The sequence below is a fragment of the Streptomyces sp. NPDC058308 genome (assembly GCF_042880275.1).
Taxonomy (GTDB): Bacteria; Actinomycetota; Actinomycetes; order Streptomycetales; family Streptomycetaceae; genus Streptomyces.
Genome location: NZ_JBHVZA010000003.1, coordinates 378620 through 397357 on the forward strand (window position 1 = coordinate 378620; position 18738 = coordinate 397357).

The window sequence follows — 18738 nt, forward strand, 5'->3', positions numbered from 1 at the left end:
AGCTCTCGGGGGGTCTCACACGGTGTACAAGGGCCACGTCCTCGACTGGACAACTCGGGTCGGCGGCACGGTAGTCGCGCGCCATGGCGCTGTTCCAGTGATTTTCGCAGGCACGGGAGCGGGACCTCACGACGCGATCACTGTCATGTCACGAACGTGTCCTGAGCACGATCAAGACGCAACTGGGCCGGCCACACCGACCATCTGTCAGAACAGAAAGCCACCCGGGCGAACAACCGCCCGACTCAACCGCCCAGCTCACCGCCCACCCGCTCCTCACGAGCGGCCCCCCATGCAGAGGACAGAGACCACCATGCGCACTCACACCCGCCCCCACGCCCGCACGCGGAAGATCTCGGTACTGACCATGACCGCGGTGGCCCTCGGCCTCTCGCTGACGGCATGCAACAGCGACGGCTCCGACAACGCGTCCTCGTCCTCGGGCGGCTCCTCGTCGGAGTCCACGACCACCCCGAAGTCCGACTCTTCGAAGTCCGACCCCTCGAAGTCCGACACCACGAACGACAAGCCGGCGGGCACACCGGCCAAGTCCGGCCAGAAGTGCACGGACCAGATCAACTACGCGGGCGACCCGCGCTCGAACGCCGAGATCAACTCGATCGGCGAGAAGACGGGCACCTGCCCGCCGGTCAAGAAGTCGTCCTCCGACATGAAGTGCACCGACCAGCTCAACTACGCGGGCGACTCGCGCTCGAACGCCGAGATCAACTCGATCGGCGAGAAGACGGGCACGTGCCCCCAGCCGCAGAAGTCCGACAAGCCGGCGGGCACGCCGAAGGACCCCAACAAGAAGTGCACGGACCAGGTCAACTACGCGGGCGACTCGCGCTCGAACGCCGAGATCAACTCGATCGGCGAGGACACGGGCACGTGCCCGCCGGTCAAGAAGTAGTGAACCTTCCCTGACCTGCGTGGATTACGCGTCCCGGGGGCCTTCCCACAAAGGGGACTTGACGAGAGCTCAAAGGTTTCCGCGCGCCGTAGCCGTGGCGATACAGTCCGGCAGGGACAAGGGAGGGGGCGACGTGCTGGAGACTGTCGCGCTGAGCGCGCTGACCGCTTTTCTCACGGCCGCGTGGAACGGCGCCGCGGGAGAGATAGGCAAGCAGACGCTCCTGTCGGCCGGGGCGTTGGCGAGAAGGACCTTGGGGAGGGAAACGCCGCTGCCGACAGGACCGGAGGAGTGGCAGACCCTGGCGGGTCAGGTTCACGCCCGTCTGGGTCATGATCCCCAGCAGGCGGGCGAGTGGGCGCTCCTCGTACGCGGCTTCCCCGGACAGACGATGGCGCTGACCCCGACGGCCGGACTTCCGCCGGCGTCGAGGGACTTCACCAATCGCCAGAAGGTCCTCAAACAGCTGAAGAGGGAAGTGACGCGCCTGGCCGCGGGGCGGCCGCGCGTCGCGCTGCTCCACGGGCCGCCGGGGATCGGCACCACCGCGGTGGCCCTGCACCTGGGCGCAGCGCTCCACGCCCAGTTCCCCGACGGGCAGTTCTACGTCGACCTGCGGGATACCTCGGGCGGCCACGGCCCGGAGCCCGCCGCTGTGCTGCTGCGTCTGCTGCGGCAGATGGGCGCCCCGCCGGAGCGGATGCCCCCCACCGCCTCGGGGCGCGAACAGCTCTATCGTCAGCTCATCGCAGGTCGCAGGGCCCTGGTGGTGGTCGATCACGCATCCTCAGCCGCCCAGGTCCGCAGCCTTGTCCCGGCTACTCCTGATGTCTTCCTCCTGGTGATCGTCTCCGGCCGCCCCTTTGCGCTGGAGGCCGAGCGCGTCTCCGTTCCTCCCCTGAGCGACCGGTACGCGGTGCAGATGGTGAGGAAGGTGGCCGGGGCGGAGAAGGTCGCGCGCGCCAAGGCCCGGATGCCGCACCTGCTCGCACGGTGTGAGGGAAACGCTTTCGCACTGAAGGCCGAAGCGCTGCGCCTCCAGACGGAGGAGACGGAGGAGACGGAGGAGACGGAGGAGACCGTGCAGTCCGAGCCGGGTGCTCCGGAGCCAAGGGCCGGAAGGCCGGGGCGTGATCCGATGCGAGACGCCGTCCAGACCGCCTGTGCCCGCCTCCGGCCGGAGACGGCGCGGCTCATCAGGTTGACGGCGCTGGGCGGCTGGCCCTCCATCGACGCACGCCTCGCTGCCACGGCCGCGGACACGACGCCCGAAGGTGCGGCTCGGATGCTGGTTGAGGCATCGGAGGCCCAGCTCCTTGACCCGGTGGGGGACGAGCGCTACCGCTTCCGTCCCGAGGTGCGGCGCTGCCTGGCCGACACCGCGGGGATCGAGCACGGCATCCCCGAGTGCTCCGCCGCCGTGGAGCGCGCGCTCGACTCCCTGCTCAACCGCGCCCTGCACGCGGCCCATGCCGCACTGCCGCAGAGTTGGCGCACGGAACCCGCGCCGGAGGACGGGGACGCGTACCGTGACGAAGCGGAGGGTGTAGCGGCGCTGGTGGCGGAGGCCGGCAACGTGGTCCGAGCGGTATCCGTGGCCGTGGAGTACCAGCACTTCACGACAGCGCTGCGGCTGGCCCGGGCCCTTTGGCCACTCCAGCTCAAGGCCGGCTACTGGGACGAGGTACTGCCCGCGCTGCGCGTGGCGGCCAGGTGCGCCGACGAACGCACGCCGCACTCCCGCACGGCGGCCGGGCTCCACTTCCAGCTCGGCCACTGCCTGGGAGAACTCCAGCAGTGGGAGGAAGCCGCGCGTGAGGCACGCGCTGCCATCGCGTGTGAGCGCGCAGAAGGGCACGTACGAGGCGAGGCTTCGTCCGTCGAGCTGCTGGGGCTCTTGTACCTCTACCAATGGCGTTACGAGGCCGCCTTCGAGCGGTTCGACGAGGCCGAGCGCATCTACCGGAGGATCGCCCCTGGACAGGAGGGGGCGCGGGACGTGGCGCGCGCCCTCGCCCTGATCGAACGTCACCAGGGGCGCGCCCTGCGAGGAATGGGGCGGCTGACGGAGTCGCAACGCCGGCTGCAGTCGGCGACGGACTTCTTCAAGGACCAGGGGGAGAGCTACAACCGCGCACGTGCTCTCACGGACCTGGCCGAGACCCTCCTTGACGCGGGCGAGAAGGCCGAAGCGCTGACGAAGATCACGGAGGCGGAGGATCTGCTCACACCGGCGGCCGCTCCGCACCTGCGGTACCTCGCCGGGCTCCGGCTGCGCTGCGAGGGTGACGACAGGGCCTAGGGTCCTTCTGACGGATTTCCCCCGCACGCCGATCGTGCCTGCCGGGCGTCGCGATCCCGCGAAGATCCGTCAGAAGGGCCCTAGCGGGCCGTCACGGCCACCGGGTGCACACCCCCGGCGACATGCACCCGGAGCGTGACGGCGCCTTCGCACGGAACGCTGCCACCGCCGGCCAGCCACGCGTACAACGCTGAGGCATACGCCGCCGGATCAGCATCCGCCCCCGGGCGCGCGGACAGGTGGAGCAGGCCGTGTTCCCGGCTGCGCACGGTGCAGGCGTCCGGGCCGCTCACGTACGCGGCGACCGTGCAGTGCGCGTGCCGCGCCAGGGCCTCGCCCGTCCACACCTCCGGGCCGCCGAGGCGCGGGTCGTCCGCCGACTCGTCCCGCACGATCACGTCGGCCAGCTCCAGGCAGCCTGGATCCCTGGATTCCTCGTGCACCGCCAGATGCACGTCACCGTCGGCGTCATAGGGGTGCTCGGTGGCTCGCTCGACCACGATGTCGGTGCCGGCGACGCGCGTGAGCACGCGGAGCGGAACGGTCCGCCGTGGTGGGTCGTAGGGAGGCAGGGGCAACGGTTCCAGCAGAGCGGGGGCAGCGGGCTCAGGAAGGCCCAACAGGGCATAGAAATGCTGCCGCAGCAGCGCCGCCGAGGCGCCCGGCGCCGAGGTGACGAACTCCCCGGGATCAGCGGCCGAGCGGTGCTCGGCCACCAGCCGCTCCACCTGGGGACGCAGCGGGCCGTACGGATCGAGCCGCGGTGCGTCCCGGACGAACGAGGCGAGCGGCGACTCGGGGTCCAGCCGGTCCTGACCTCCGGCCGCCATCAGCACCGGGAGGCCCAGAGCGGACGCGTAGTAGGAGACCGCGCCGAAGTCACCGACGACGGCATCGGCTGCCAGCAGAGCCTGCCGCCAGGCGTGCGCGGGGTCGATGAGAGTCAGCCCGCTGCGCAGGGCCTGATCCAGCCAGGCGCGGACCTGGCCGGGGCCGTGTCCGTACCAGATGTTCGGATGCAGCACCGCCGCGAGCCGGTAATCGTCGGCAGGCAACTCCGCGGCGAGCCGGGGGAGAAGGCCCGGAAGGACGTCTTGACCGCCGCCGCTGCCGAAGAAACCTTCGGGGTTCCAAGTGGAGTTGAGCACGACGAGCCGCTGGCCCCTTCGCACGCCCAGGGCCCGCCGGAAGCGGTCGCGGTACGGGCGCGCGGCGAGCATCCGGTCGAAGCAGGGATCGCCGGCGAGCACGGAGACGTCCACGGCCTCCGGACACGCGCGACGCAACCGGTCCAGTTGTTCTGGATGCGACAGTACGAGGCCGTCCATGACCGGCTTGCCGTCCGCCAGTAGCCACTCGGGAGACAGCCCGAACGTCGGCTCCCGGCTCCCGGCTCCCGGCTCCCGGCTCCCGGCTCCCGGCTCCCGGCTCCCGGCTCCCGGCTCCCGGCTCCCGGCTCCCGGCTCCCGGCTAGTTTCTTAGTGTATCCAACTCCATGCGAAATAATAGATAGTTTGCCCGGAATAGACGAGATCTGTCCGCCAAAGCTCGCAGACACCGCAAGATCTACGGGTGTCGAAAGTGCTTGTTCCCAAGGCAGTACGGGAAGGCCCAAGCCGGCGGAGAGCTCCTCGATTCCGCCCTGAAAAGCAGAGGACCCCGTAGACGTGATGAGCAGCTGCACGCGGAAGTCGTCATGGAAAAGCGGCAACACGTCCATGAGGCGGCCGGCGGAAGTGACGTTGTGAATCACCAGCAGAACCCGACGGAGAGCTGTACGGCTGGTCCAACGTTCCGACTCGGGCCCGACCGGCACGCGTATCGGCAGCGGGTCAGCCCGCACTTGTGCCCTCCTGAGCGTGTGTGGCGCTATCGCGCGATCACTTTAGCCGTGTTGCGATTCGGCCAGGCCCTTCGTGCTGATCCTGCACAGTGTCCCCGGCTGCGAGCCTGAGGGCTGGTATGAGGCTGAGGGCTGGTATCCGGAGTACGCCCCGCCAGAGCGGCACCTTCTCCCGGCTGAACAGGCGTGGTCCAGCCTCATGGACCCACGCGCCGCTGCCCAGGGACCGGACGATGGGCGATAGCCAGGCATCCGTTGGCGCGAACTGCAACCCGGTGTCGGGGCAGGTGTCCACGATCGTGGACAGGCAAGGCGCTTGGTCTCAGAGCGATGTGCATCCGGACATGAAAGAGCCCCTCACGCGTTTCCGCAGGTGAGAGGCTGTGTGCGCCCCCGGCAGGACTCGAACCTGCGGCCAAGCGCTTAGAAGGCGCCTGCTCTATCCACTGAGCTACGGGGGCCGGGTGTGGCCGGGTGGCACGGGGCCGGATGTGGGGGTGATCCGTGACCTTGCCGCAGACAAGGATAGGGCTCCCGGGTCCCTGTCCCTGATGCTTCGCCTCCGCGCCGTGATGTGGAGGTTCGGTGAAGCGGTCCTGATAATCGCAGGCAGGTGCGAATCTCGCATCGCTTTTGGCGTCTCACGCCCCGGGTGTTGTGCACTCGTTATGCCTGCGCCCCAGTCGCCCCTTCCATCCCCTGTGTCCGATCGGCGCGCAGGGACCGCCATATGCTTCAGAAAGCCGCCAAAATTGGGCATTCTTCGCATGTGGTGACCTTGGACGTACGGCCTCAGTTGCTTGACGCACTCTCCGCCCTGCGCGAGCGTGTCGCCGCCGCACGCTTTCCGCTCCCCCTGCCGGGGGCGCCACGCGCGCGTGCCAACCGGGACGAGTTGCTGGCACAGCTCGATGACTATCTGGTTCCCCGCCTCAAGGCGCCCGAAGCGCCGCTTCTGGCCGTCGTCGGCGGATCCACGGGGGCGGGCAAGTCCACCCTCGTGAACTCCCTCGTGGGGCAGCAGGTCAGCGAGGCGGGTGTGCTGCGGCCCACCACGCGTACGCCGGTGCTCGTCTGCCACCCCGACGATCACCACTGGTTCTCGGGGATGCGCGTTCTGCCCGACCTCACGCGCGTATGGGTGCCCCGGCACGAGACTTCGGAGGAGGGTAACGACGGCGGCAGGGGCGACGAGCTGGACGCGCGGGCCATGATGGGCGAGGAGGAGCGCGCCCTGCGGATCGAGACCGCACAGAGCCTGCCCCGCGGACTCGCCCTCCTGGACGCACCCGACATCGACTCGCTCATCTGCGACAACCGCGTCCTGGCCGCCGAGCTGATCTCCGCGGCCGACATCTGGGTCATGGTCACCACCGCCTCGCGGTACGCCGACGCCGTCCCCTGGCACCTCCTGCGTACCGCCAAGGAGCACGACGCCACCCTCGTCACCGTCCTGGACCGGGTGCCCCACCAAGTGGTGACCGAGGTGTCACGGCAGTACGGGGCGCTGCTCGCGAAGGCGGGCCTCGGCGACGTGCCGCGCTTCACCGTGCCGGAACTGCCCGAGTCCGCGGGCGGCGGCGGTCTGCTCCCCACCACCGCCGTGGCCCCGTTGCGGGCCTGGCTCACCCACCGCGTCCAGGAACCCGCCGCCCGCGCCCAGGCCGTGGCCCGCACCGCGTACGGAGTCATCGGTTCCCTCGACGCCCGGATGCCGGAGCTCGCGGGAGCCGTCGCCGCCCAGTACGCGGCCGCGCTGCGGCTCACCTCCGCCGTGGACGAGGCGTACGAGCACGAGCACGCGCGCGTGCAGGGGCGATTGCGGGCGGGGGGAGTACTGGCCGGCGGGGCCCTCAAACGGTGGCGCAGCTACCCGCTCGACTGCGGCCCCGGCGAACTGCTCGACGCCATCGCCGAGAGCCTGGAGGCGCTGCTGCTGTGCGCCGTCACCGCCGCAGACGAGCGCATCGACGACGCCTGGCGGCGCGAACCCGCCGCGGGCGCCCCCGGCCTCGCCGACCGTGACCCCGAAGTGGAGAGCGCCGAGCACCGCATCGGGATGGCCGTCCGCAGATGGCGGCGCGTCCTCGAGGAGTACGCCGAGGACGAGGTGCGCGGCATCGAACGGATCGACAAGAACCCGCTCCCCGACCCCGAGGTCGTCGCCGCGCTGCTCGCCACCGCCCTGCTCGGCGGGCGCCGGGCGCGGTCGGCGGGGGAGACCCTCGCCGAACGGATCGGCGCCCAGAGCGCGGTCCGGCTGCGCGACCGGGGAACACGCCTGCTGGGCGAGTACCTGGAGAAGGTCCTCACCGCCGAGCGGGAACGGCGCCTGGCCCCGCTGTACGCCCTAGAGGTGCATCCCGAACCCCAGGCCGAGCTGATCGCCGCCCTGTCCGTACTGCAGAAGGAGAGGTGACCGCGGTGACCGCCGTCACTGATCACGCCGACCGCGCCGACCACGGCGACGGGAGCGAGCCCGACGGGACCGACGAGCACCCCGGCAGCGGCGCCGAGCGGGCCTGGGACGACGGGCTCATCGCCCGGCGCGTCGCGGGCGGGACCCGGGGCGCTGACCCGGACGCCGACTCCGTAGTGCGCTCGTACGCCCCCTCGGGGGACCCCACCACACAGGGGAGCCCCACCACGTACGAAGGGCCGCTGCGCGCGCGGCTCGACGCGCTGCGCGAACTCGTCGGGCTCTCCCGTACCCGCCTCGACAGCGGCACGCTCGCCGAGGCGGGCCGGGTCCTCGACGAGGCCGCAGCCCGGCGCAGGCTCTCCGAACGGCACACCGTCGTCGCCGTCGCGGGCGCCACCGGAAGCGGCAAGTCGACGCTCTTCAACTCCCTCGCCGGAGTGATGATCTCGGACACCGGCGTGCGCAGGCCGACCACCGCCGCGCCCATCGGATGCAGCTGGACGGACGGCGCGGCGGGCCTCCTCGACCGGCTCGGGATCCCGGGTCGACTGCGCCGCAGGCCGCTGCAGGGGCCGGGCGCCGACGAGCTGCAGGGACTCGTGCTGATCGACCTGCCCGACCACGACTCGGCGGTCGGCGAACACCGCGAGCACGTCGACCGGATCCTGGCCCTCGTCGACGCCGTCATCTGGGTCGTCGACCCCGAGAAGTACGCCGACGCGATGCTCCACGAACGCTATCTGCGGCCCATGGCCGGCCACGCGGAGGTCACCTTCGTCGTGCTCAACCAGATCGACCGGCTCCCCGGGGACGCCGCCGACCAGGTCCTCGACGATCTGCGGCGGCTCCTCGACGAGGACGGTGTCGCGCTCGGCGAGCACGGCGAGCCGGGCGCGACGGTCCTCGCGATCTCCGCGCTGACCGGCGAGGGGGTCGGGGAACTGCGCGAGGCGCTCGGCCAGTTCACCCAGGAGCGGGGCGCCGCGGCCCGCCGGATCTCCGCGGACCTGGACGCCGCCACGGACCGGCTGCGTCCGGTGTACGTCGCCGGGGCGCACGCGGGGCGCAACCGCGGTCGGATCGGGCTCAGCGAGGAGGCGCGCGAGGAGTTCGCCGACCGGCTCGCGGACGCCGTGGGCGCGACCGCGGCCGGAGACGCCGCCGAGCGGGCCTGGCGCAGGAACGCGGGCAAGGCGTGCGGCGATCCCTGGCTCAGGCTGTGGCGGTGGTACGAGGCCAAGCGCTCCTCGCAGGGCCCTCCGACGCCGACCGCGCTGGCACCCATCGACGAGGAGGCGACGGCGCGCCAGCGCGTGGAGCACGCCGTGCGCACGGTGGCCGACGAGGCGGCGTCGGGGCTGCCCGCGCCCTGGGGGCAGGCCGTGCGGGAGGCCGCGGTGCGCGGTGCCGAAGGGCTGCCCGAGGTGCTCGACGAGCTGGCGGTGACGGTGGGCGTGCCGGTCGGGCGCCCGCCGCGGCCCGGCTGGTGGCCGGCCGCCGTTCTCGCGCAGGCCGCGATGACGCTGCTCCAAGTGGTGGGCGGCATCTGGCTGGTGGGCCAGATCATCGGGGTCGTCACACCGAACCTGGGCGTGCCGGTGCTGCTGATGCTGGCGGGCATCGTGGGCGGCCCGTGCGTGGAGTGGGCGAGCCGGATGGCGGCGCGGGGGCCCGCGCGCAGGTACGGGTACGAGGCGGAACGGCGACTGCGCGAGGCGGCCGCGGGGTGCGGTCGGGCGCGGGTCCTCGATCCGGTGGCGGCGGAGCTGCTGCGCTATCGGGAGGTCAGGGAGCAGTACGTGCGGGTGTCGGGGGCGCCGGTGGGGTGAGCTGCCCGGCGTCCCGCCCCTTTCGGGTGACGGAGTTTTCCACAACCGGGCGGTGGTCCACAGGGCTCAGCGGGATCGGGCCCGCCGGTGCAGTCTGGGATCGCGGTCGCGGAGGGCGCGGCGGCAGGAGCGGACGATGCGGGGGAGGGGTTCGGCGATGAACGAGACCTTGGTGACGGTGGTGGGAAATGTCGCGACGACGCCGGTGTACCGGGAGCTGCCGTCGGGACCGGTGGCGCGGTTCCGGCTCGCGGTGACTTCGCGGTACTTCGACGCGGCGCAGAACACGTGGAACGACGGGCACACCAATTTCTTCACGGTCTGGGCCTGGCGGGCGCTCGGGACGAACGTGCAGGGCTCGGTGTCCGTGGGCGAACCGGTCATCGTGCAGGGCCGGTTGAAGGTGCGCGACGAGGAGCGGGGCGGGCAGCACTGGACATCGGCGGACATCGAGGCACTGGCCGTCGGACACGATCTGTCGCGCGGCACGGCGGCCTTCCGGCGGGTGGTGAAGGGCAATCCGGCGCTGACGGCGCCGGCGGCGGACCGTGAGGCGGAGATCGCCGGGGCGAGGGGAAAGGAGCCGACGCCGGTTGGTTGACGGGCCGTCAGTGATGGCGCGGGGTGGCGACCGATGTGCGGCATATCAGCGAATGAGGTCGGTTGATTTGTCGATAAGCCCAGCTCGGAGCGGGTGTTGGGGGATAACGATTACGAGTCGGATCCGTCGCCCGATGGGATGCGTGGGGCTCGTGATCCACCGTTTCCTTAGGATGCCGGACGTAGCTCACGGGGCAGTCGGCAGGTGATGCCACCCAGGTGGCAGGTGAACCTGCCCCATTCAGTCTGCTGGCGGGACCACCCCCCAACGTTGTGAACGGGTCCCGCCCGGAGGGGAATTCTGTGTTTTCTGCGTTGTCCATACGTAGCCGAGGCGCCGCGCGCCTCGCCGCAGTGACCATGGCGGCGGGGCTGGCCGTGGCGGGCGGGATGACCGCTGCCACCGCGGCCGTCGCGGAAGAGGCGCCGCAGCACCAGGGTGGCGCGACCGCGACGCTGGGCGGGCTGCAGACGTACGACCAGGCCGTCGTCCGTGACAACGGCAGCTCCCAGCAGGTGCCCGCGGGGCTCTTCGAGATGAACGTGGAGGGCGGCGGCACCCTGCAGACGTACTGCGTCGACATCCTCAACCCCACGCAGAAGGACGCCAAGTACCAGGAGACCCCCTGGAGCGGCACCTCGCTGAACGCCAACCGCGACGCGGGCAAGATCCGCTGGATCCTGCAGCACTCCTATCCGCAGGTGAACGACCTCGCGGCGCTGGCCAGGAAGGCAGGCGTGCGCTCCCTCACCGAGCAGACCGCCGCCGCGGGCACACAGGTGGCGATCTGGCGGTACTCCGACGGCGCGAAGGTCGACGCCGTCGACCCGAAGGCCGAGAAGCTCGCCGACTACCTGTTCCACACCGCGCGCGACAGCGCCGAGCCGAAGGCGTCGCTGACGCTCGACCCGCCCGCCGTGTCGGGGCGCGCGGGGGAGCGGCTCGGCCCGGTGACCGTGCGGACCGACGCCGACTCGGTGACGGTGACCCCGCCCGCGGACTCCGTGGCGAGCGGCGTGAAGGTCGTCGGCAAGAACGGCAAGGCCGTGAAGTCCGCGCGCAACGGCAGCCGCCTCTACTTCGACGTGCCGAAGGACTCCCCGGACGGTTCGGCCGCGCTGTCCCTGCAGGCCTCCATGACCGTGCCGGTCGGCCGGGCCTTCGCGTCCGAGACCAGGAGCCAGACGCAGATACTCGCGGGCTCCAGCGAGTCGACGGTCTCGGCGACGGCGACGGCCAACTGGGCCGAGAAGGGAGCGGTGCCGGCGCTCTCGGCGGAGAAGAACTGCGCGAAGAGCGGCATCGACATCACCGCGGACAACAAGGGCGACGAGCCGTTCACCTTCCGGCTGATGGGCTTCGAGCACACCATCAAGGCGGGCACGTCACGGACCGTGACGATACCGCTGCAGGAGGACCAGCCCTACGACTTCACGATCAAGGGCCCGGACGGCTTCGAGAAGCGTTTCAAGGGCGTGCTCGACTGCCGTACCGAGGGCGCCGCGATCGACAACAAGGCCCAGCCCGTCTCCGAGCCCAGCCCCGCCTCGGCGGGCGGCACCTCCGGCGGCGGCGACCTGGCCGAGACCGGCAGCTCCAGCAACACGCCGCTCATCGCCGGTATCGCGGTGGCGTTCGTCGTCCTCGGCGGCGCGGCGGTCTTCTTCCTCCGCAGGAAGGACGACCCGACGGAGACTTCCGGCGAGGAGTGAGCACGGCGCGATGACGGGTGCGGGCAGGCACAGGGGTGAGGACCCACTCATCGCCGCGGTGCGCGGCGGGGACGTCGAGACCGTGTCGGCGCTCCTTGCGGCAGGTGCCGACCCCGACGCCGTGGACGAGCACGGCACGCCGGCTCTGTGCCTGGCCGTGGACGCCTTCGATCTTCCGGTGATCGAAGAGCTGCGGATGGCGGACCGGCCGGTCCGGCTGAACTGCGTCGACGCCGATGGCCGTACGCCTCTGCTGCGGGCGGTCGACCGGGGCGCCTGCGAGATCACGTCCGTGCTCGTCAGCGCCGGGGCGGACCTGTGGCGCGCGGACCCGGAGGGCCGTGACGCCCTGGCGCTGGCGCGGCACTGGCATCTCGCGGGTGCCGAAGCCGAGCTGCGCCGCAGGACCGGTGCGTCGGAGCCGGTCGTGCGCAGAGCGGTCCTGGACGGATGGGGGGACGCCTGCGAGGAACTGTCGCTCGGTGGCCTGACCGTCCGCAACGGGCACAGCGCGATCCTCACCGAGCTGGAACCCAAGTACGGCATCACGCCGTCTTTCGAGGAGCTGATGGCTCGCGCGCTGGTCGAGCCGGATGTCGACCAGCCGGTATGGGTGGCGACAACGCTGGTGCTCCAAGCTCGTCCTGCTCCCGCCGTCTGGGCGGAGGCCGCCGCTCTGCGCGACCGTGCGGACCCCTTGGAGCGGTACTGCGGTGCCGAGGTGCTCCGTCTCATCAATCTCTTCGCCGAGAGCGACGACAGCGCCGACACCGCCGACGGCCCCTTCGACAAGCCGCTCGTCGACCTCTTCCTCCCCTGGGCGGCGCGCGAGGAGGACGCACGGGTGATGCGGGCGCTCACCGCGGGCCTGGCCGGAGCCATGGACCCGCGAGCGGAGCGGCCGCTGCCGCAGCTCACCCGGCACCACGACCCGGAGGTCCGCCGCTGGGCGCTCTCCGGCCTCCACCGGGCCGTCACGACAGGGGACCCCGAGGCGCTGGCCATCCTCGTGACGTGCACCCGGGATGCGGACGCACGCGTACGCGCAGAGGCGTGCAGGGTGCTCGGCGAGGCGCCCAAGGACTCCGCAGTCCCGCCGGACGCACTGGCCGCCTGCCTGAACGACGAGGACGAGGCGGTACGGGTCGCGGCGGCCATCCCCCTGTTCCTGCGTGATGACCCACGCGGCGACCAGGTGCTCCGTGACCTCGGCCCCGTCGAAGAGGACTCGCCCCACTTCGCGGCCTTCCACGCCGTCTGGTACCACCATCGGGCGCTGCACCCGGCTTAGGGACGCTGCGGCGCTGCTCAGCAGGGCCGACGATGACGTTCGGTGTCGGGTCGACTACCCAGGCGGCCGGTGAACGTCCAGCTCACGGCCTCCGTCCATACTGGTTTTCGCCGGGGCTGGCTGTCAGGCAAGATGGGGTGTTTTTGCCGAGCCCGAGCATGCGAATGGCCCCTGACCAGCGGGGGAACCGCTAGCCAGGGGCCGGAGCTGGGCCGTGGGCCGTCGGTGGGCCGTCAGGCCGCTGAGGCGACGACCAGAGCGGGCTTCACAGTGGCAGCGTACCGATCAGGCAGCCCCGCGCGAACAGCGAACATGCGTTTCTCGGGCCAGGGATGGATCAGCTGGGGCTCAGGCTCGGGAGCTTGGCCGATTGGGCGTGGCACGGGTTCGACCTGAAAACTCTATCGTCGACCGCAGCGTTGAACAGCGACGACACCGAGTCGTAAATGGAACGGCGGTACGCATAGCCGCTCCGCTGACCTCTTTCGTCACCAACCCTTGCCCTCCTCCCCCGGGGTGCCGAGACTGGTTGGATGGTGACCTCATCCACCAACAGAGCTACACCCTGGCAAGGTGTTCTCAGAGTTCCCCAAAAGGAACCTCTCGAAGCGGCATAGATTCTATGCTGGGCGGTCCACTCGGAGTGCAGTGAGTACCCAGCTGCCCGGCAGACAGGTCAGGAGTCACTCGATGGTCACTGGAGCAGAGGTAGCTCTTCTGTCAAGCCTGAAGCCAGTCATCGAGAAGGCAGCCGGCACAGCTCTGGGGAAGGCCCTCATGAGTCCTGTCAGCACGGCCCAGGCCAGAATGCGTAACAAGGCAACGCGTAAGCGCCTGCACCTGGACCCTGGCGTATCAGTGAACATCGTCGAGACGACGCCAGATTTTTCCCGCGAACTGCAGTATTATTTGGATTCACCTGAGTTCACTTCTCTTGCTATGTCTGTTGCTGTGCACGAATTTACGCAGACAAGCAAGAGGCAGCAGATCAAGGAACTCGACGACGCGAAATCGAATCTGCACGTATCGATTGCCGCCCTCTCCGGATCTGATTCTGCGAATATTGATGCCATCGTCAACGAAATTTGGCATTCTCTCACCGCATCTATCATTGAGCGTGTGGAGCAGATTTACGCATCTAATTCACTTCCGCCAGAAAGTCGTGCGGCGGTCGTGCGTATGGCAGCTAATTATGCTCGGGCCGATATTCAGCGAAGCACTTTCATGCATAGTGTCGGCCGCCTTGCCAAATACCTTGACTTCGAAAGCTCCTTCAAGGAGCAAGTGAAGAGCGTTCATGCGACAATGAAACTTCCTCACGCAGGGACGACGAAGCGTGTGGCATATAGTCGGCTCTTCGTTGAGCCGCGTTTCGTCCGCCGCGAGGAATCAAGCAAGCAACATCATTCTCGTGATCCAGGCGTAGATCTCAACGAGGTCATTTCTTCCTCTCATCGGGTTGTAATTCTCGGCGACCCGGGGGGTGGGAAGTCCACTCTGTCGCTGAAGTTGGCCTTCGACATCGCGCGAAATGGTTTTCCAGGATCCTCGGCAGTCACTCCATTCCTGGTAGTGTTGCGCGATTACACAAGAGAATTTGAAGCCGGTAAAGCAACAATGCTTCAGTATCTTGAGGATCTTTGCAAATCTCCGTACAACGTGGAGCCAGAGAGCGGATTTGTGGAGTATGCGCTCTCATCGGGGCGTGCTTTTATCATTTTTGATGGACTCGATGAACTAATTGATACCGCCCTTCGCCGTAGAGTCGTCGAACTCGTCGAATCGTTCGCATATAAGTACCCTATGACACCCATCCTCGTAACAACCCGCAAAGTTGGATATGAGGAGGCCCCTCTCGACGAAGCACTGTTCACTCCAGTGCAACTCGCTCAGCTCAATGAAGCAGACGTACAGTCGTACGCGGACAAGTGGTTTTCGCTGGATAGTACTATCGAGAAGAATCGGCGGGAGGAGCTATCCCGAAGCTTTTATACGGACAGTAGGTTCGTTGCCGACTTAACCAGGAACCCGTTGATGCTTTCTCTTATGTGCGGCATCTACGCTAGCGAAAATTACATCCCCGCCAACCGTCCTGACGTTTACAAGAAGTGCGCAGAACTTCTATTTGATAAATGGGATAAGCAGCGTGGGATTGTTACACCCTTGCCCTTTGATGCGCATGTAAAGCATGCCATAAATTCTCTCGCGTACTCGATCTACAGCAATCCCGAGAAGCAGTCTGGGCTCACTCGTGACCAGCTTATCCGGTTCGTCACCGGCTTCCTTCTCGAAAAAAGGTTCGAAGATGAAGATGAAGCTGAGGCGGCCGCATCCCAGTTCGTCGATTTCTGTACGGGTCGCGCGTGGGTTCTTTCAAATGTCGGATCTGATGCTGCTCAGGAGCTTTACGGGTTTACCCATAGGACATTCCTGGAGTACTTTGCGGCAAATCAGCTAGTTAGGCTCAATCCTACAGCGGCGCAATTGTTCACTAAGTTGCGCCGCAGAATCGCGCGTGCTGAGTGGGACGTAGTTTCTCAATTGTCGTTGCAGATTGTAGGAAATAATACAGAAGATGGTATCGACGATTTCCTAGAGAGGATCCTTCAAGCTGCCGAATCGGCTACGCTGGACGAGGAGGTTAATCTACTCTCTTTCGCGGCGCGGTCGCTTGCTTTTGCGGTACCGCGGCCACAACTCCTGAGGCAAATCTGCCGCGCAAACGTGGAACTCGCACTGAAGGCTGGTTCCGTCACGCGACATGCCTCTGGCCGCACTTCAGAGCGGACCTCGTCGCTCTTCTATCTGCGTGGCATCGGGGCACTTCTTCATGCAAACTGGGAAAACCTGCCGACAGTCGCCAGGAATATCCGATACGAATTGACGCCGGCCAATTTTCAAGATGACCCGTGTGAGGCAAATCTCGAGATCAGGCTCGCGCTCTCCTTGTGCATCTCTCTAATTCCCCACACGACACTCGATGACACGTTCTACATGGATCGGAAAGTGTCGGAATTCTGGGACAAATTCGAAGCCGAGAGTTTCAGTTTGCTGGAATCGGAAATCGTGTCTTTCTCTTCGACTCGGCAGTGGGTTGCCGTCGCTGCTGCCATGGCAGGCATTATTCCTATGGCTCAAGTTGTCGAGAAGTATGGGCCCGCCGCGTTGTTTCAGTACCACATGGGGCCACTCATTTTGCGAGCCCCATTCATTCTTCGGCTGCCAACCGACCGGGTCGACGGTGTGTGCTTCCGCTGCGACTCGGCCGTTCAACGCAATCTAGAGGAACTTTCTGAGATCCTGCCTGCATGTAGTACTCCATGGTTCACGGAACGGTATGACTATATCCCTATTGGGGGGCTTCGTTCCTTCGATGGCGTACTTTCGAAGGCCTTCTCTCGGACTCCTGTTCGACAGAAAGACGCTTTGGCGCTAATGGGCGCGGCGTGGTGTGAGCTATCAGGAGAGGACCAAAAATGGCCCACGGTGGAGGGAGCCGGAGACAAGCGAATCATACAGCTCGTACTGAAATGGAACGCTGCCCGGCTTAACCCCATCTACCGTGGCAGTGCTTTGCGTTCCATTCGAGCATGTCATCTCAAGCCCGAGACAATCGATTTACTAGCTGGGTGGGTAGAAGGGAAGGTGCAGTTCTCTTCCATCCCGAGCATGCGGGAGTCGAAGAGGCGGGTGGACGTGACAGCTCTTCCAGAGAATTAGCCTGACTAAAATAAGCGATCCAGATTCATTGTCTGTCAGCTTGGGGCCGCTGCCAGCAGGTACCCGCCGATGACTTTGCATGACGGGATGCCCATGTGTCCTGGTTGTCCCCATCAATGTGCAATTACCGCGAAGAGATGGACACGACTAGTCGCTACGCGAATTGTATCCCGCAAGGCCTCCGTCAGGTCTGTCGTTAGGAGGCGCAATGCCTCCATGTCCGTATCCGCGTCTCCCAGCACCTCTAGTGCTTGCTCCAGCAGCTCGGCCGCCATGCCGAGCTGTACCGCCTCCATGTTGTTGGCCAGGCGGGACATGTGGCCGTCGTTGTCTCCAGTGCTGAGGTGGCAGGGCTTGCCCTCCGGTCCCGTCCGTGGGAGGAGCCGCAGCTCTCGTTTCGGTAGGTCATCTTTCCGTCTGTCCCTCGTTGATCGCATGGTTGGTGATGAAGACCGCATCTGCGCGGCCCCCTCGGAGCACGAGGAGTGCGGCCTCGACCACGCGCCCGGTGACGTCGTCGGCTGTCACGCGTGTGATTGCAAGAATTGCCAGGGCAGAGCTGATTCGAAGCATTGAGGCTTCTTCTGGCGTTGGGAGGCGGGCGTTAACTGTCTCTCGTACCTCTGCTGAGGCCGGGTGCAGTGCTGTGAATCTCGCCGAGGCTTCCTCGTTCGGCCGGGGTTCGTTGAGCACGGCGGCCGACGCCAGGTCGTGAGGGATGTATATGCAGGCCAGGCTGGGCGGTGCCTCTGCCTCGTAGCTGAGGCAGAGGAATTCCGTCAGCGGGCTACCGGCCGACACTCGCAGTAGAGCTGTCAGATGGCCATGCGCCCGGATCTTGGTGGTGCGGACCGTGATGTGCAGGGCCGTGTCAGGGGCGGGGGCTGGTCTCCTGCTCTCCCGCCGCCGACGTACGTGATCCTGTGTATTGAGCGGCGAACGAAGTTCCCCGAGGCGAGCTACCAACTCAAAACCAGCTCACTAGATGGATGGCATCAGGAGGCACCCGCCAGAACACACCGGGTGTCATTGGGTGTGGGGCAAGGCGTGGTGGTCGGGTGCTGTCGTGTGCGCCGTTCCTCGCAGATCAGTAAGAGGCACGTTCGATCCGGATAAGCACGCTGCTCAGCTGCTATTGCTGATCGGTTGGTCCGGCGACGTCGTCCGTCGTCGGGACCTCCTTGCGTACGACCGCCCAGATGGTGCGGCGGCCCAAGCTGGTGGCGAGTAGCCCGTATCGGTTGGCTATCGCCACCACTTCCAAGGCCTCCCGCCATGACTCGGCGGAGAGAGACTCCGGTACCTCCGCTTCGATCGATGTGTCTCGGTCGTGACTAAATTTTTATATACCTGAGCAGCCGCCTTATCTCCGCATCGCCGACGAGCTCCGGCAGCGGGTCGCGGAGTGCGAGTGGACGCCCGGAGATCGGCTCCCTTCCCGCGCTCAGATCGCCCGGGAATGCGACGTGGGCGACAACGTGGTGCGCCGGGCCCAGGAGCTTCTGATCTCCCAGGGGGTTGCTGAAGGGCCGTGCCGGTTCTGGCACCTACGTTGCCGAGCCGCGGAAGCGTGTGCGCGTTGTGCGTTCGGCGGCGCGTGAGCGGCCCCGTTCCGTGCGGACATGAAGGCCGCGGGTAGGCAAGGTGACTGGGAGACTCGGACAGACGCCAAGGTTCCGGCGCCGGCTGAGGTCGCCACGCGTCTTGGGATTGCCGAGGGTGATCTGTGCGTCCGTACCGCTTACGAGTTCCTCGCCGATGACAAGCCGGTTCAGGTGTCGAAGAGTTGGGAGCCGTAAGAGATCACCGGCGGCACTCTCGTCGTCCTCCCGGAGGGCCCGCACGCTGGGAGGGGTGTCGTGAACCGCATGGCCGAGATTGGCATCACCGTCAGCCACGCCGTGGAACAGCCGGAGCCGCGGCAAGCGACTGTCGAGGAGGCATCGCTCCTGGGTATCCGGAAGGCGGCGCTGGTCACTCACATCCGTCGGCCGTACTACAGCGACGAGGGGCAGCCCGTGGAGACGGCGGACATCGTGGTGCCCGCTGCGCTGTGCGAGATCGTCTACGAGGTTCCGATCGGCCATTAACGGGCATCGCCACAC

The 18738-nt window shown here is 67.3% G+C and carries 11 protein-coding genes, 1 tRNA gene and 2 pseudogenes; 9 read left to right on the forward strand and 5 right to left on the reverse strand.

The window, feature by feature from the left end; all coding sequences use genetic code 11:
- Nucleotides 1–313: 313 nt before the first annotated feature.
- On the forward strand, nt 314–913 hold the full coding sequence (locus ACFVYL_RS07125; protein WP_389713448.1) for a hypothetical protein: 600 nt from the start codon (nt 314–316) through the stop codon (nt 911–913).
- A gap of 133 nt (nt 914–1046) precedes the next feature.
- Nucleotides 1047–3215: an ATP-binding protein gene (locus ACFVYL_RS07130; RefSeq protein WP_389713450.1), complete on the forward strand. Its 2169-nt coding sequence runs from the start codon at nt 1047–1049 to the stop codon at nt 3213–3215.
- An 80-nt stretch (nt 3216–3295) separates the two neighbouring features.
- Here the strand turns inward: ACFVYL_RS07130 and ACFVYL_RS07135 are convergent, their stop codons facing one another.
- Together ACFVYL_RS07135 and ACFVYL_RS07140 are read right to left on the reverse strand one after the other, a co-directional pair.
- A complete protein-coding gene (locus tag ACFVYL_RS07135) occupies nt 3296–4543 on the reverse strand; it encodes a hypothetical protein (RefSeq protein WP_389713452.1) in 1248 nt (415 codons plus the stop codon).
- Nucleotides 4544–5446: 903 nt separating this feature from the next.
- Nucleotides 5447–5519, reverse strand: a tRNA-Arg gene (locus tag ACFVYL_RS07140).
- A gap of 308 nt (nt 5520–5827) precedes the next feature.
- Between ACFVYL_RS07140 and ACFVYL_RS07145 the strand changes: the two genes are divergently transcribed.
- The 6 genes from ACFVYL_RS07145 (at nt 5828) to ACFVYL_RS07170 (ending at nt 16633) form a co-directional block, all read left to right on the forward strand.
- Complete coding sequence (locus ACFVYL_RS07145) at nt 5828–7477, forward strand: dynamin family protein (RefSeq protein ID WP_389713453.1); 1650 nt, start codon at nt 5828–5830, stop codon at nt 7475–7477.
- 5 nt (nt 7478–7482) lie between these two features.
- The gene (locus ACFVYL_RS07150) at nt 7483–9309 is read left to right on the forward strand and encodes a GTPase (RefSeq protein ID WP_389713455.1); all 1827 of its coding nucleotides are present in this window, start codon (nt 7483–7485) and stop codon (nt 9307–9309) included.
- A gap of 157 nt (nt 9310–9466) precedes the next feature.
- Nucleotides 9467–9910 carry a single-stranded DNA-binding protein gene (locus ACFVYL_RS07155; protein ID WP_389713457.1) on the forward strand — a complete coding sequence of 148 codons (444 nt, stop codon included), beginning with the start codon at nt 9467–9469 and terminating at the stop codon, nt 9908–9910.
- 359 nt (nt 9911–10269) lie between these two features.
- Nucleotides 10270–11622 (forward strand): LAETG motif-containing sortase-dependent surface protein, encoded by a 1353-nt coding sequence (locus tag ACFVYL_RS07160; protein WP_389713512.1) that lies wholly within the window; start codon nt 10270–10272, stop codon nt 11620–11622.
- A gap of 10 nt (nt 11623–11632) precedes the next feature.
- Nucleotides 11633–12913, forward strand: a complete 1281-nt coding sequence (locus tag ACFVYL_RS07165; RefSeq protein WP_389713459.1) for a HEAT repeat domain-containing protein — start codon at nt 11633–11635, stop codon at nt 12911–12913.
- Between the two features lie 690 nt (nt 12914–13603).
- Nucleotides 13604–16633 (forward strand): NACHT domain-containing protein, encoded by a 3030-nt coding sequence (locus ACFVYL_RS07170; RefSeq protein WP_389713460.1) that lies wholly within the window; start codon nt 13604–13606, stop codon nt 16631–16633.
- 113 nt (nt 16634–16746) lie between these two features.
- On the opposite strand, the gene ACFVYL_RS07175 is transcribed toward ACFVYL_RS07170, so the two are convergent.
- The 3 genes and pseudogenes from ACFVYL_RS07175 to ACFVYL_RS07185 form a co-directional block, all read right to left on the reverse strand.
- On the reverse strand, nt 16747–17070 hold the full coding sequence (locus ACFVYL_RS07175) for a hypothetical protein (protein ID WP_389713462.1): 324 nt from the start codon (nt 17068–17070) through the stop codon (nt 16747–16749).
- Nucleotides 17039–17434, reverse strand: a complete 396-nt coding sequence (locus ACFVYL_RS07180) for a UTRA domain-containing protein (RefSeq protein ID WP_389713463.1) — start codon at nt 17432–17434, stop codon at nt 17039–17041. Before ACFVYL_RS07180 ends, ACFVYL_RS07175 begins: the two co-directional genes overlap by 32 nt.
- 331 nt (nt 17435–17765) lie before the next feature.
- Nucleotides 17766–17963, reverse strand: a pseudogene (locus ACFVYL_RS07185) (hypothetical protein); the annotation flags it as partial.
- Between the two features lie 16 nt (nt 17964–17979).
- On the opposite strand from ACFVYL_RS07185, the pseudogene ACFVYL_RS07190 reads away from it, so the two are divergent.
- Nucleotides 17980–18723, forward strand: a pseudogene (locus ACFVYL_RS07190) (GntR family transcriptional regulator).
- Nucleotides 18724–18738: the final 15 nt, after the last annotated feature.

Excerpts from the sequence above, each read along its gene's own strand:
- ACFVYL_RS07155 (WP_389713457.1), top strand. The coding sequence starts at position 9,467 with ATGAACGAGACCTTGGTGACGGTGGTGGGAAATGTCGCGACGACGCCG.
- ACFVYL_RS07135 (WP_389713452.1), bottom strand. The coding sequence starts at position 4,543 with ATGGACGGCCTCGTACTGTCGCATCCAGAACAACTGGACCGGTTGCGT.
- ACFVYL_RS07160 (WP_389713512.1), top strand. The coding sequence starts at position 10,270 with ATGGCGGCGGGGCTGGCCGTGGCGGGCGGGATGACCGCTGCCACCGCG.
- ACFVYL_RS07175 (WP_389713462.1), bottom strand. The coding sequence starts at position 17,070 with ATGCGATCAACGAGGGACAGACGGAAAGATGACCTACCGAAACGAGAG.
- ACFVYL_RS07170 (WP_389713460.1), top strand. The coding sequence starts at position 13,604 with ATGGTCACTGGAGCAGAGGTAGCTCTTCTGTCAAGCCTGAAGCCAGTC.
- ACFVYL_RS07125 (WP_389713448.1), top strand. The coding sequence starts at position 314 with ATGCGCACTCACACCCGCCCCCACGCCCGCACGCGGAAGATCTCGGTA.
- ACFVYL_RS07165 (WP_389713459.1), top strand. The coding sequence starts at position 11,633 with ATGACGGGTGCGGGCAGGCACAGGGGTGAGGACCCACTCATCGCCGCG.